Origin of the sequence: Streptomyces sp. NPDC002032 (assembly GCF_042890765.1) — a bacterium.
Taxonomy (GTDB): domain Bacteria; phylum Actinomycetota; class Actinomycetes; order Streptomycetales; family Streptomycetaceae; genus Streptomyces.
In genome coordinates, this window is sequence record NZ_JBIASM010000029.1 from 19,475 (window position 1) to 32,465 (window position 12,991).

Consider the following 12,991-nt stretch of genomic DNA (forward strand, 5'->3'; position numbering starts at 1 on the left):
TCCGTAGCGGGCCCGTGCCCGCACAATAGATGCGATGCCGGAATACGAATTTGTCGACGTGTACGTACCGCGCGGAACCTCCCGCCAGGAGGCCACCCGCCTGCTGACCGACCATGCCGAGTACGGGCACTGGGAGCTGGACCGCCTGGCCCTGTACCGGGACGGCAGCCGCCGGGTGCGGCTGCGCCGCCGGATCATTCGCCAGGTCCGCGCGACCTGGTGACGCGGGCCCCGGCCGGGGGCCCGCGTCGGGGTGGCGGTCAGGCGGCGCTGCGGGCGCGGCGGTAGAGCACGGCCCCGGCCAGCAGCAGACCGCCCGCCAGCGGTACGCCGGCCGAGAGGACGTCACCGGCGCCGGTCGCGGCGAGCCCGCCGCTGCCCTGGCCGGGCGTCCCGGGGGTCTGGCCGGCCGGGATCCCGGGCGTGCCCGGGGTTCCCGTTCCCGGGGTCCCGGGGGTCTGCCCGCCGGGCGTGCCCGGGGTGCCACCGCCGGGGGTCCCGGGGTGCCCGGGGTTCCCGCCGCCCGGAGTGCCCGGAGTGCCCGGAGTGCCCGGGGTCCCGGGGTTCCCGCCGCCCGGAACGCCGGGGGCGTCGCCGCCGCCGTTGTGGTCGCCGGGGTGGCCCGGGGTGTGGCCCCCGGGGGTGCCCGGGTTGCCCGGGTGGTGATCGCCCGGGGTGCCCGGGTTGCCCGGCTCGTCGTCGCAGGGCTCGTCCCCGCCGCCCGGGTGGCCGGGGTGTCCCGGCTGGCCCGGGTGTCCCGGGTGTCCCGGCTGGCCCGGGTGGCCCGGCTGACCCGGCTGGCCCGGCTGGCCCGGCTGGCCGGGGTGGCCCGGGTGCTGCGGCGTGCCGGACCCGTTGGCGCAGCGGTTGCCGAAGGCCGGGTTGAGGGCCCCGATGACCGTCACGGAGTTCCCGCAGGCGTTCACCGGTACGTCCACGGGTGCCTGCACGTTGTTGCCGGACAGCAGCCCCGGCGAGTTCGCGGCGTGCCCGGACGCTCCGGAGGCCGCCTGGGCGTAGCCACCGCCCAGCGCGAGGACTCCCCCCGCGGCCGCCATCGTGATCAGCGTCTTCCTCGTGCCCTGAACAGGTCGTCGCATCTGTACTCGTCCCCTGGTGTGTACGTGTCGTCGTACGGGTCGGTCGACGTACAGGCCGTACAGGCTCCCCCGCCTGCTACGCCGAAGATCGTGGTTCCGGGCCGGAAAGCCCGGCGGCCCCGGAGCGCTGGAGTGCGCTCCGGGGCCAGGACTTCAGACGCGTCAGGCGTTGACGCAGGTGTTGCCGAAGGCCGGGTTGAGCAGGCCGATCACGGAGATCGTGTTGCCGCAGACGTTCACGGGCACGTGGACCGGAACCTGGACGACGTTGCCGGACAGGACACCGGGGGAGCCGATGGCCGCACCCTGGGCGCCCGCGTCGGCGACGGCGAGGCCGGCACCCGCGAGAACCAGACCACCGGTGGCAGCCGCAGCGGCGACAACCTTCTTGAGCATTGTTCCTCCTAGTAGGCAAGTGCGGTCCCAGCCGCGGACCGCACCACCTGTAACGAGGAGGGATCACCGGGGCTACGAGCGTATGAGTGCATTCACTCTTCTCAGTGGAATGCGCACACCTTCTCGATTTCCCGGCGTCAGGCGTTGTCGATGAATCGGTCGAGGACGCGCACCCCGAACTTGAGTCCGTCGACCGGCACCCGCTCGTCCACGCCGTGGAACATCCCGGCGAAGTCGAGCTCCGGCGGGAGCTGGAGCGGCGCGAAGCCGAAGCAGCGGATGCCGAGGTCGTCGAAGGACTTCGCGTCCGTGCCGCCGGAGAGCATGTACGGGACGGCGCGGGCGATGGGGTCCTCGGCCTTCAGGGCGCCCTGCATGGCGTCCACGAGCCGTCCGTCGAAGTCCGTCTCCAGGGCCTTGTCCCCGTGCACGTCCTCGTACTTCACGCGCGGCCCGAGGATCCGGTCGAGGTCGGCGAAGAACTCGTCCTCGTAGCCCGGCAGGAAGCGGCCGTCGACGTGCGCCGTGGCCTGGCCGGGGATGACGTTGACCTTGTACCCGGCGCCGAGCATGGTCGGGGCGGCCGAGTTGCGCAGGGTGGCGCCGACCATCTTGGCGATGCCGCCGAGCTTGGCGAGGGTGGCGTCCATGTCGTCGGGGTCGAGCGGGGTTCCGAGGGCGTCCGAGAGTTCGTCGAGGAAGGACCGTACGGTCTTGGTCACCCGTACCGGCCACTGGTGGCGGCCGAGACGGCCGACGGCCTCGCAGAGCTCGGTGATCGCGTTGTCGTTGTTGGTCATGGAGCCGTGGCCCGCGGTGCCCTCCACCGTGAGGCGCATCCAGTGCATGCCCTTCTGGGCCGTCTCCACGAGATAGAGGCGCAGGTTCTCGTTCACGGTGAAGGAGAAGCCGCCGACCTCGCCGATGGCCTCGGTGACCCCCTCGAACAGCCCGGGGTGCTTGTCGACCAGGTGGCGGGCGCCGTAGAGGCCGCCGGCCTCCTCGTCCGCGAGGAAGGCGAGCACGATGTCCCTGGGGGGCTTGCGGCCGCTGCGCATGCGGTCGCGGACGACGGCCAGCGTCATCGCGTCCATGTCCTTCATGTCGACCGCGCCGCGGCCCCACACGCACCCGTCGGCGATCTCGCCCGAGAAGGGGTCGTACGTCCAGTCGGCGGCGTTGGCCGGGACCACGTCGGTGTGCCCGTGGATGAGCAGGGCGGGCCGGGAGGGGTCCTCCCCCTCGATCCGGGCCACGGTGGAGGCGCGCCCCTTGTGCGATTCGAAGATCTGCGGCTCCAGCCCGACCTCCGCGAGCTTCTCGGCGACCCACTCCGCGGCCTTGCGTTCGCCCGGCCCCGAGTGGTCCCCGTAGTTGCTGGTGTCGATCCGGATGAGGTCCCGGCAGAGGTCGACGACCTCGTCCTGGCCGGAGACGGTCTTGCCCGCGCCCGATTCGCTCACGCTGTTCCTCCCACTGATCAGTACCTGCTTGCTCCCCATCCTCGCGCCCCCGGCCGCTCTCCCCAAGGGCGATCCCCGGTCACCGGGGGGTGTGATCGAGGACCCCGGAATGTTTGGTAATGTTTTCCACGTCGGAACGGCCCGCGAGGGACGCGAGACAGACACCTTGTCCGGGTGGCGGAATGGCAGACGCGCTAGCTTGAGGTGCTAGTGCCCTTTATCGGGCGTGGGGGTTCAAGTCCCCCCTCGGACACCACAGAGAAGGACCCCGCTGCGGCGGGGTCCTTCTTCGTTTCCCCGGGTGCTCACCGGGCTTCGAGCCGGTCGCCCGCGACGAGCCGCGGGCTCAGCCGAAGTGGACGGTCCACTGCACCCACAGGGGCAGCACGAGCAGCGAGGCCAGGGAACTCTTGACGACCAGTTCCGCCGACATGGCCACGTCGACGTCGTAGCGCTGGGCGAAGATGAAGAGGTTCTGCGGGGCCGGCATCGCGGCGATCATGACGAGGTAGGCGAGCCAGTCGCCCTCGACGCCGAAGACCCAGCGGCACACCGTCCACGCCATGAAGGGGAAGACCAGGCACTTGAAGGCGACGAGCCACGCCTCCTCCGCCGTGGTGCCCCGCAGGCTCAGGCCCGCTCCGCCCAGGTGCAGGCCCAGGGCGAACAGGGCCACCGGGGAGGCGCTGTCGCCCACGAACGCGAAGCTGTCCAGGACCGCCTTCGGCAGGTGCACCGACAGCAGGTTCAGCAGGATGCCGGCGTTGCAGGCGAGGACCAGGGGCGTCCCGAGCGAGGCCCCGACGGCCCGGGCGAGGCGTGTGCCGGGCCCTCCGGTGTGCTCGGGGCGGCCCAGTTCCATGATCGAGATGACGACCAGGGACAGGACGCAGACCTGGAAGAGCAGTACGGGGAAGATCGGCGCCGCGTTCCCGAAGAGCATGATGAACACCGGTACGGCGAAGTAGGCGGTGTTCACCTGGACGCCCGCCATGATGCGCAGGGCCACGCCCCGGGGGTCCCGTACGCCGGACAGCCGGGCCGCGACGCCGACGACGGCCACCGCGCAGGCGGCGGTGGCCGCGTAGCCGCCGATCGCCCGCCAGTCGAAGAGGGCGGCCAGGTCGCTCGCGTAGATGTTGCCGAACAGGTAGCAGGGCACCGCGAAGAGGAAGGCGTAGTCGGCGAAGGCCTTCGAGCTCTCGGCCGGTACGACCTTGCGCCGTGCGAGGAGGACGCCGCAGCCGAAGGCCAGGACCACCGGCAGCAGCTTCTCCAGGGCGGTCAGCGCCCCCATGCGCGCGGCGCTTCCACCGGGCTGCGGCCCGCGACGAGGCCGTGGTGGGCCGTGATGCCGCGCACCGGCGGACCGTTCGGGGCCGGCGGGGTGATCGGGTACGTCACGGCGTGCTGCTCCGGTACGGGACGGTGGTGGACGTGCGGGCGCCCTCACGGTAACGGGAAGGCCCCCGCACGGGCGTGCGGGGGCCTTCCGGGGTCGTGCGGGGCCGTCAGCGGCGGGAGGCGGCCAGTTCGGCCACGCGGCCGCGGACGAGGAACCAGCCGCCGACGAGGGCCGCGCCGATGACCGGGACGAACAGGACCGTGGTGCGGCCGACGCCGCCGTCGCACCACATCAGGACCAGGACCGTGACGAGGAAGACCAGCGTGACGATCTGCGTGTACGGGGCCCAGGGCAGGCGGTAGGAGGGGCGCTCCAGGCGGCCCTGCCGCGCGCGGCGCCAGAAGTGGAGCGAGCACAGCATGACCATCGCCCAGGTGCCGAGGATGCCCAGCGAGGCGAAGTTCAGGACGATCTCGAAGGCGTCCGAGGGCATGAAGTAGTTCAGGCCGACGCCCGCGATGCCGAAGGCGGCGGTGAACAGGACGCCGCCGTACGGGACCTTGCCCTTGTTCATGACGCCGGTGAACTTGGGGGCCGAGCCGGACATCGCCATCGAGCGCAGGATGCGCCCGGTGGAGTAGAGCCCGGAGTTCAGGCTGGAGAGGGCGGCGGTCAGCACGACCAGGTTCATGATGCCCGCGGCGCCGGGGACGCCGAGCTTGTCGAAGACCGTCACGAAGGGGCTCTGGTCGCCGGAGTACTCGGTGTACGGGAGCAGCAGGGCGAGCAGGACCACGGAACCGACGTAGAAGATGCCCACGCGCCACATGATCGAGTTGATCGCCTTGGGCATGATCTTCTCGGGGTTCTCGGTCTCGCCCGCCGCGACGCCGCACAGCTCCACGGAGGCGTACGCGAAGACGACGCCCTGGATGACCAGCAGCATCGGGAGCACGCCGGACGGGAAGATGCCGCCGTTGTCGCTGATGTTGGACAGGCCCGGGGTGTGGCCGCCGATGTCGTGGCTGGTGGCGACGAGGTAGATGCCGACGATCAGGAACAGCGACAGGGCCGCGACCTTGACCAGGGAGAACCAGAACTCCATCTCGCCGAAGTACTTCACCGAGATCAGGTTCGCGGTCAGGACCACGGCCAGGGCGATGAAGGCGAGCACCCACTGGGGGACGTCGGTGAACAGCGACCAGAAGTGGGCGTAGGTCGCGGCGGCCGTGATGTCGGCCACGGTGGTCGTGGACCAGTTCAGGAAGTAGAGCCAGCCCGCCGTGTAGGCGCCCTTCTCCCCCATGAACTCGCGCGCGTAGGAGACGAAGGCCCCGGAGGAGGGGCGGTAGAGCACCAGCTCGCCGAGGGCGCGGACCACGAAGAAGGCGAAGACGCCGCACACCGCGTAGGCGATGGCGAGGGAGGGTCCGGCGCCGGCCAGGCGGCCGCCCGCGCCGAGGAACAGGCCGGTGCCAATCGCCCCGCCGATCGCGATCATGTTGATGTGGCGGGACTTGAGGTCCTTGCTGTAGCCCTCGTCACCGGCGTCGACATGGCGGGACGACGCCTCGGCTGGGGCCGTGGTCAAGGTGCGGTCACTCATTCGGGACTTCGCCTTCGTGGGTCGGACAGGCAGGTCCGGGGCGCGTGCGGGCGAGCTGGGTGGTGTCTCCCGTGCCGCGTTCCGGTGATTTTGTCGCCCCAATAGACCATGAGGCTCCGCTACCCGCCAAAATCGGCCCCATCCGCGTGGAGGCCCCCCTCGACCATGGAAACGGTCGCGGGGGGCCTCCTGGGGGCAGGAAAGCGAGGCGGGGAGCCTCAGGCGAGCGGGTCCGTCTCCGCGGCCTGGTCGAGGCGGAAGGCCTCGTTGCCCAGCCCGATCCGGGCGTGCGCCTCCGGGCGGCGCCGCTTGAGCAGCAGCCCGTGCACGAGCCCGGCCACGGCGGCGAGGGCGATGATCGCGGGCAGCACCCAGCTCAGCGCGGAGCCTTCCTCGGCGCCGACGAGCACGCCGAAATCGCGCACGGTGTAGACGGCGATGACGACCAGCGCGAGCCCGGACAGGCCCGCGGCGACCAGCCGCCAGATCTGCGCGCCGGCGGTGCCGCGGCGGACGAAGAACGCGATGACGGCGACGGAGGACGCGGCCATCAGCACGGTCACGCCGAGGGCGCCGACGCTGCCCATCCAGGTGAACAGGTGCAGGACGGGCGCCGTGGGGTCGCCGACCGGCAGGCCGTCGGTGAGCGCGAACACGATGACCACGACGGCGGCCACGACGGTCTGGAGCAGCGAGCCGGTGGCGGGCGCGCCCGTGCCGGGGTTGGTGCGGCCGAAACGGGCGGGGAGCAGGCCCTCGCGGCCCATGGCGAAGGCGTAGCGGGCGACGACGTTGTGGAAGCTCAGCATCGCCGCGAACATGCCGGTGACGAAGAGCACGTGCAGGACGTCGGTGAACGCGGCGCCCAGGCGGCTCTCGGTGAGGGCGAAGAGCAGGCCGGGGCCGGCGTCCGTGGAGGCCTTGACGATGGCGGCGGGGCCGGTGGCGACGGTCAGGGCCCAGGCGCTCAGGGCGAAGAAGAGGGCGACGAAGCCGACCGCGAGGAACATCACGCGGGAGACGACGATGTGCGGCTTGCTGGTCTCCTCGGCGTAGACCGGCGACTGCTCGAAGCCCACGAAGGCGGCGATGCAGAAGCACAGGGCGGTGCCGAGGCCCGCGCCGGAGAGGGTGCCGGGGTCGAAGGCGGTGAGCGAGAGGCCCTCGGGGCCGGGCTTGCCGAGCGCGGCGGCGTCGAAGACGACGACGAGGGCGCACTCGATCAGCAGCAGGACGCCGAGCACCTTGGCGTTCAGGTCGATCTTGAGCCAGCCGAGGGCGCCGGTGGCGGCGACCGCGATCAGGGCCGGGATCCACCAGGCGACCTGGACGTCGAGGTAGGTGGCGAAGAGTCCGGAGATCTCGAAGCCGAGGATGCCGTACACGCCGACCTGCATGGCGCTGTAGGCGACGAGGGCGACGAGGGAGGCGCAGGCTCCGGCGGTGGGCCCGAGGCCGCGCGCGATGTACGCGTAGAAGGCGCCGGCGTTGTGGACGTGCCGGCTCATCTCGGCGTACCCGATGCCGAACAGGGCGAGGACGACACCGAGGATCACGAAGAGCAGCGGCTGGCCGACGATGCCCATGACCCCGAAGATCGTGGGCATGACACCCGCGACGACCATCAGGGGCGCGCTCGCGGCGAGGACGGAGAGCAGCAGTCCGGCGGTGCCGAGCCGGTCGGCGCGCAGGGCGCGGTCCTGGCCCTTGTACGTGCGGATCTCGGGCTCGGCTGGGAGCGTGGTGGATCTGCCCGTCGGCATGGCGGGGTCCTTTCGGGGGTGACTGGCTGGTCGGCTGGTCGGGGGCTAGGCGGTGCCGAGCGCGGCACTGCGCGCGGCGAGGAAGGCCTTGTGCGGGTCCCGGTCGGGATAGGACCAGGGGGCGCTGGTGGCGTGGCTGCCGATGCGGTGGAAGAGGGCGGCGGCCTCGGCGGGGCGCCCTTCGCAGAGCTTGGCGTGGGCGAGGAAGTTGAGGTCGACCCGGTTGCGCGGGTGGTCCTCGCGCTCCCACTCCAGCCACCAGTCGAAGGCGGAGCGCAGCACCTGGCGGGCGCGGCGGCCGGTCCAGTGTTCGACGGCGGCCTCGGCGGTGGCGCGGCCCTGGGCGGCGGCGAGGACCCGGTAGCGCTCGGCGTGGGCGATGACGGGCAGGACCGCGAGCGGGGAGTCGGCAGGCGACTCCTCGGCGGCCCAGGCGGCGAAGTCGTAGACCTCGTGGAGCGGGTCGTGCCCGGCGGCGGGGGTGCGCTCGGCGAGCTTGGCGACCATCAGGTGATGGGCGTGGTGGTGCTCCCGGTGCCGGGCCCGGACCTGGTCGAAGTGACGGCTGAACTCCTCCTCCGTGCCGAAGGCGCGGGAGAGCATCAGCAGGCCGAGCCAGGGGGTGGGGTCGGCCGGCAGGAGCGCGGCGGCGCGGCGGCAGGCCTCGTCGGCCGCCTCGGGGGTGCCCTTGCCGCGCAGGGCGGTGAAGACGGCCGCGCAGGCGAGGAGGGTCACGGCGTCGGCGCTGCCGGGTTCGGCGAGCAGCCATTCGCCGGCCCAGGCGGCGGCGGCCGGGGTCTGGGCGAGGACGACGAGGCGGTGGCCGCGGCGGTCCCAGTCGTCCCCGGTGCCGACCAGGAGGGTGCGGGCCTTGGACCACCGGCCCTGGGTGAACTGGGTCCGCACCGCGACCAGTTCGGTGTCGCACAGGGCGGGGTCGAAGAGCTGGGCGTCCCGCTTGCGGGCGCGGCCGAGGGGCGGCGGAGGCGGGGACATCCGCGGGTTTCCCTCCAGGACGCGGGCGCGGGTGGGCGGCGTGCGCGGGGGCGCGCACGGGGTGCCGACGGGGGACGGTGGTGCCGGTGGTACGCGTACTACGGGTGCGACGGGTGCTACGGGGTGCTACGGGTGTTGCCTTTGTTGCCGGTTGTTGCGGTGGTGCGGCTTGATCTTGCCGGTGAGCGTTCCGGATGATCACGCACAGCAAACCGGTACGCACAGCTCCGCGTCAAGGTCCAGCCCGCCGCGTGGCGGGTTTCAACTGGTCCGTTGGCTGGCCGAGTTGGCCCGGTTGTGGCGGTTCGGGCACGGGTGCCTCGCGCCGGGCCGACTCCGTAACCTGTCCCCATGACGACGTACGAAGGACTTCCCCCCTGCCAGCTGGGTTTCCCCGGGGAGTTGCGCGACCGACTGGTGGCGGCGGTGCTGAGCGGGGCGAAGACCACGACGACGGGACTGCTGGAGGAGTACGAGCGGGAGGGCGAGCCGCTGCCCGAGCCGGGGGCGCGCGTGGTGCTGGTGGACTCCGCCGAGCAGCCGCTGGCTGTCCTGGAAGTGACGGAGGTGCGCGTCCTGCGGCTGGCCGACGTCGGACTGCGGCACGTCCTCGACGAGGGGGAGGGTTACGCGTCGGTGGCCGAATGGCGCGCCTCCCACGAGGGGTTCTGGCGCGACGTGGAACGGCGCGCGGGCCCGGACGGGCCCCCCTTCACCCTCGACGACGACACCCCGGTGGTCACCGAGCGCTTCCGGGTGGTGCGGGGCCCCGTCTAGGAGACGGCCTTCGCGGCCGCGCGGCCCGCCGCGCGGCCCGAGAAGATGCAGCCGCCCAGGAAGGTGCCTTCGAGGGCCCGGTAGCCGTGGACGCCCCCGCCGCCGAAGCCCGCCGCCTCCCCGGCCGCGTAGACACCGGGGAGCGGTTCGCCCGCCGGGGTCAGAACGCGCGAGGACAGGTCGGTCTCCAGCCCGCCCAGGGACTTGCGGGTCAGGATCGAGAGCCGGACCGCGATCAGCGGGCCCGCGGCGGGGTCCAGGATGCGGTGCGGGGCGGCGGTGCGGATCAGCTTGTCGCCGAGGTACCTGCGGGCCCCGTGGATGGCCGTCACCTGGAGGTCCTTGGTGAACGGATTGGCGATCTCCCGGTCGCGGGCGACGATCTCGGCCCGGACCGCGGCCTCGTCGAGGAGGTTCTCCTTGGTGAGCCCGTTCATCCGGCGGACCAGCGCGGACACGTCGCGTTCGACGATGAAGTCGGCGCCGTGGTCCATGAAGGCCTTCACCGGGCCCGGGACGGCCTGCCGCGCCCGGTCGATGACGTCACGCACCGACTTCCCCGTCAGGTCGGGGTTCTGCTCCGAGCCGGAGAGGCCGAACTCCTTGCCGATGATGCGCTGGTTGAGCACGAACCAGGTGTGGTCGTGTCCGGTCTTCATGATGTGGTCGAGGGTGCCGAGCGTGTCGAACCCCGGGAAGAGCGGTACGGGGAGCCGCTTGCCGGTGGCGTCGAGCCAGAGCGAGGACGGGCCGGGCAGGATCCGGATGCCGTGCCGGGCCCAGATGGGGTTCCAGTTCTCGATGCCCTCGGTGTAGTGCCACATCCGGTCCTTGTTGATGTGGCTGGCGCCCGCGGCCTCCGTGATGCCCAGCATCAGGCCGTCGACGTGCGCGGGGACCCCGGAGAGCAGCCGCTCGGGCGGGGTGCCGAGCCGCTCGGGCCACTGGGCGCGCACGAGGTCGTGGTTGCCGCCGATGCCGCCGCTTGTGACGATCACCGCCTGGGCCCGCAGGCTGAAGGCGCCGCTCACCTCGCGGCCGCTGGCGGAGCCCCGTACGGCGTCCGAGGGGGCCAGCACCTCGCCGGTGACGGTGTCCACCGTGCCGGCGGTGGCCTCCAGGCCGGTGACCCGGTGCCGGAAGGCGAGCCGGACCAGGCCCCGGGCCACCCCGGCGCGGACCCGGCGTTCGAAGGGGGCGACCAGGCCGGGGCCGGTGCCCCAGGTGATGTGGAACCGCGGGACGGAGTTGCCGTGGCCGTTCGCGTCGTAGCCGCCGCGCTCCGCCCAGCCGACCACCGGGAAGAAGCGCACCCCCTGGGCGTGCAGCCAGGGCCGCTTCTCCCCCGCCGCGAAGTCCACGTACGCCTCGGCCCAGCGGCGCGGCCAGGCGTCCTCGGGGCGGTCGAAGCCGGCCGTGCCCGCCCAGTCCTGGAGGGCCAGGTCGCGGCTGTCCTTGATGCGCATCCGGCGCTGCTCGGGCGAGTTGACGAAGAACAGCCCGCCGAACGACCAGTGCGCCTGCCCGCCGATCGACTGCTCGGGCTCCTGGTCGAGGAGGATCACCTTGCGGCCCGCGTCGACGAGCTCGGCGGTGGCGACGAGCCCGGCGAGGCCCGCTCCGATCACGATCACGTCAGCGTCGTACGTCATGCGTTGCCCGTCCTCCGGTCGGTGGTGGGGCAGATCCTTTGCTACGGAGCGGTAACCAGTCAACAGCGGTGGTTGGATGGATTCCGTGAGTGCCGCTGATGAAGTACTGGACGTCGTGGACCGGGACGACCGGGTCACCGGGCGGGCCCCGCGGGGCGAGGTGTACGCCCGGGGGCTGATCCACCGGTGCGTGTTCGTGCTGGCCCGGGACGCGCGGGGGCGGGTGTTCGTGCACCGCCGGACCGCGTCGAAGCTGGTGTTCCCCTCGTACTACGACATGTTCGTGGGCGGGGTGCTGGGCACCGGCGAGGACTACGCGCGGGCCGCGCTGCGGGAGGCCGAGGAGGAGCTGGGGGTGAGCGGGCTGGAGCCGCCGCGGCCGCTGTTCAAGTTCCTGTACGAGGGTCCGGGCGGGGCCTGGTGGTCGTACGTGCACGAGGTGCGGTGCGACCTGCCGGTGACTCCGCAGGCCTCGGAGGTGGACTGGCACACCTGGCTGACGCCGCGGGAGCTGGAGCGGCGGGTCGCGGACGGGGAGTGGGCGTGGGTGCCGGACGGGCTGGAGGCCTACCGGCGGCTGACGGCCTTCCGCGCGGACGGGGGCTGAGCGCACCGGGGCGGCCGGGGGGCCGGGCCGCTGTGGGGGCCGGGGCGGGGGGCCGGGGCGCTGCCGGATCCGCGGGGCCGGGGCCCGTAGATTGGCCGGATGATCGACTTCGTCAAAGACGTGCGCCTCTGGTTCGCGCCGAAGCGGCTGCGGGACGAGGGCGACACCCCGGACTACCGCTTCTCCCTGGCCAACGAGCGGACCTTCCTCGCCTGGATCCGGACCGCGCTCGCGCTGGTCGGGGGCGGTTTCGCGGTCGACCAGTTCCTGCCCGACCTGCGCTGGGGCGTACGGGTCGGGATGGCCTTGGCCCTGCTGGCGGTCGGGGCCGCCTGCGCGCTGCGGGCCGTCAACCACTGGGTGCGGTGCGAGCGGGCGATGCGGCGCGGCGAGGACCTGCCGCTGTCGCGGTTCCCGGTGCTGCTGAGCCTGGGCGTCGGCCTGGTCGCGGCGACCATGGTGCTCGTCGTGCTGCTCGGCTGGACGGCCGGCCGGTGAGCGGCGCCGGAACGGCGGCGGTCCGCGACGCCGGGCTGCAGCCGGAGCGGACCCGGCTGGCGTGGCGGCGTACGACGCTGGCCTGTTCGGTGGCGGTCGTCCTGGCGCTGCGGCAGGCGCTGCGCGGGTCGGGATCGCCGGTGCAGGTGGGCGGAACCGCCGTGATCGCGCTGATCTATCTGGCGTTCCTCGGGGTGGCGCACCTGCGGATGCGGCAGCTGGCGGCGGCCCGGCCGCCCGCCCTCGCGCCGCGCGTGGCGGCGGGCGCGGTGCTGTGCACGGTGGCGCTGGCGCTGTTCGCGATGACGCTGATCTGGTGACCTTCCGGGGGCGCGCGACACGAAGGGGGACACAACGGGGTTTACGGGGCAATCCGCACTAGCCTCGGCGCCATGACGACCCTGCACCACGAGCACCCCACGCACGAACACGTCCACGGCCCCTCCTGCGGCCACCGGGCGGTCCCGCACGGCGACCACGTCGACTACGCGCACGACGGCCACCTGCACCGGGAGCACTCCGGGCACTGGGACGAGTGCGAGAGCGACGGCCACACCGCCCACGAGGACCACGGGCACGCCCACGGCCCGGACTGCGGGCACGACTCCGTCCCGCACGGGGACCACGTCGACTACGTCCACGACGGCCACCGGCACGCCGAGCACGACGGTCACTACGACGACCACTGACGGCCGCCCCTGACGGCCGCCCCTGACGGCCACGGGCGGCCACCGCCGGCCGCCGGCCGTCAGGCGCGCCCCTCGCACCCCCAACACCCCCGCTCTCCC

14 protein-coding genes and 1 tRNA gene are annotated in these 12,991 nt (G+C 72.8%); 7 read left to right on the forward strand and 8 right to left on the reverse strand.

The features are described 5' to 3' along the window. The first annotated feature begins 34 nt into the window (after positions 1-34). A complete protein-coding gene (locus ACFYYT_RS34745; RefSeq protein ID WP_351822455.1) occupies positions 35-223 on the forward strand; it encodes a DUF5703 family protein in 189 nt (62 codons plus the stop codon). Positions 224-260: 37 nt separating this feature from the next. Here the strand turns inward: ACFYYT_RS34745 and ACFYYT_RS34750 are convergent, their stop codons facing one another. The 3 genes from ACFYYT_RS34750 to ACFYYT_RS34760 all read right to left on the reverse strand — a co-directional run bounded on the left by ACFYYT_RS34750 (position 261) and on the right by ACFYYT_RS34760 (position 2,959). Then, a complete protein-coding gene (locus ACFYYT_RS34750) occupies positions 261-1,100 on the reverse strand; it encodes a chaplin (protein ID WP_351822458.1) in 840 nt (279 codons plus the stop codon). Positions 1,101-1,262: 162 nt separating this feature from the next. Beyond that, complete coding sequence (gene chpH, locus ACFYYT_RS34755; protein WP_281205873.1) at positions 1,263-1,496, reverse strand: chaplin ChpH; 234 nt, start codon at positions 1,494-1,496, stop codon at positions 1,263-1,265. Positions 1,497-1,633: 137 nt separating this feature from the next. Continuing rightward, entirely contained in the window at positions 1,634-2,959 is a 1,326-nt protein-coding gene (locus tag ACFYYT_RS34760; protein WP_351822461.1) for a M20/M25/M40 family metallo-hydrolase, read from the reverse strand. A gap of 168 nt (positions 2,960-3,127) precedes the next feature. Here ACFYYT_RS34760 and ACFYYT_RS34765 point away from each other — a divergent pair. Continuing rightward, positions 3,128-3,215, forward strand: a tRNA-Leu gene (locus ACFYYT_RS34765). Positions 3,216-3,305: 90 nt separating this feature from the next. Here ACFYYT_RS34765 and ACFYYT_RS34770 read toward each other — a convergent pair. The 4 genes from ACFYYT_RS34770 to ACFYYT_RS34785 form a co-directional block, all read right to left on the reverse strand. After that, the gene (locus tag ACFYYT_RS34770) at positions 3,306-4,256 is read right to left on the reverse strand and encodes an AEC family transporter (protein ID WP_351822464.1); all 951 of its coding nucleotides are present in this window, start codon (positions 4,254-4,256) and stop codon (positions 3,306-3,308) included. A gap of 214 nt (positions 4,257-4,470) precedes the next feature. Continuing rightward, positions 4,471-5,910 (reverse strand): amino acid permease, encoded by a 1,440-nt coding sequence (locus ACFYYT_RS34775; RefSeq protein ID WP_351822467.1) that lies wholly within the window; start codon positions 5,908-5,910, stop codon positions 4,471-4,473. Between the two features lie 218 nt (positions 5,911-6,128). After that, positions 6,129-7,673 (reverse strand): APC family permease, encoded by a 1,545-nt coding sequence (locus tag ACFYYT_RS34780; protein ID WP_351822470.1) that lies wholly within the window; start codon positions 7,671-7,673, stop codon positions 6,129-6,131. A 45-nt stretch (positions 7,674-7,718) separates the two neighbouring features. Further along, complete coding sequence (locus ACFYYT_RS34785) at positions 7,719-8,669, reverse strand: hypothetical protein (RefSeq protein WP_351822473.1); 951 nt, start codon at positions 8,667-8,669, stop codon at positions 7,719-7,721. A gap of 351 nt (positions 8,670-9,020) precedes the next feature. On the opposite strand from ACFYYT_RS34785, the gene ACFYYT_RS34790 reads away from it, so the two are divergent. Beyond that, complete coding sequence (locus tag ACFYYT_RS34790) at positions 9,021-9,446, forward strand: ASCH domain-containing protein (protein ID WP_351822476.1); 426 nt, start codon at positions 9,021-9,023, stop codon at positions 9,444-9,446. On the opposite strand, the gene ACFYYT_RS34795 is transcribed toward ACFYYT_RS34790, so the two are convergent. Beyond that, positions 9,443-11,098: an FAD-binding dehydrogenase gene (locus ACFYYT_RS34795; RefSeq protein ID WP_351822479.1), complete on the reverse strand. Its 1,656-nt coding sequence runs from the start codon at positions 11,096-11,098 to the stop codon at positions 9,443-9,445. The two genes, ACFYYT_RS34790 and ACFYYT_RS34795, sit on opposite strands and share 4 nt — an antisense overlap. 76 nt (positions 11,099-11,174) lie before the next feature. Here ACFYYT_RS34795 and ACFYYT_RS34800 point away from each other — a divergent pair, with 76 nt between their 5' ends. The 4 genes from ACFYYT_RS34800 to ACFYYT_RS34815 all read left to right on the forward strand — a co-directional run bounded on the left by ACFYYT_RS34800 (position 11,175) and on the right by ACFYYT_RS34815 (position 12,892). Beyond that, positions 11,175-11,705: an NUDIX domain-containing protein gene (locus ACFYYT_RS34800; protein ID WP_351822482.1), complete on the forward strand. Its 531-nt coding sequence runs from the start codon at positions 11,175-11,177 to the stop codon at positions 11,703-11,705. Between the two features lie 99 nt (positions 11,706-11,804). Then, positions 11,805-12,203: a DUF202 domain-containing protein gene (locus ACFYYT_RS34805; protein ID WP_351822484.1), complete on the forward strand. Its 399-nt coding sequence runs from the start codon at positions 11,805-11,807 to the stop codon at positions 12,201-12,203. Beyond that, positions 12,200-12,523, forward strand: coding sequence for a DUF202 domain-containing protein (locus ACFYYT_RS34810; protein ID WP_351822487.1), 324 nt, complete (start codon positions 12,200-12,202; stop codon positions 12,521-12,523). The genes ACFYYT_RS34805 and ACFYYT_RS34810 overlap by 4 nt, the downstream gene beginning before the upstream one ends. 72 nt (positions 12,524-12,595) lie before the next feature. Next, the gene (locus ACFYYT_RS34815; RefSeq protein WP_351822490.1) at positions 12,596-12,892 is read left to right on the forward strand and encodes a hypothetical protein; all 297 of its coding nucleotides are present in this window, start codon (positions 12,596-12,598) and stop codon (positions 12,890-12,892) included. The last annotated feature ends 99 nt before the right edge of the window (positions 12,893-12,991 follow it).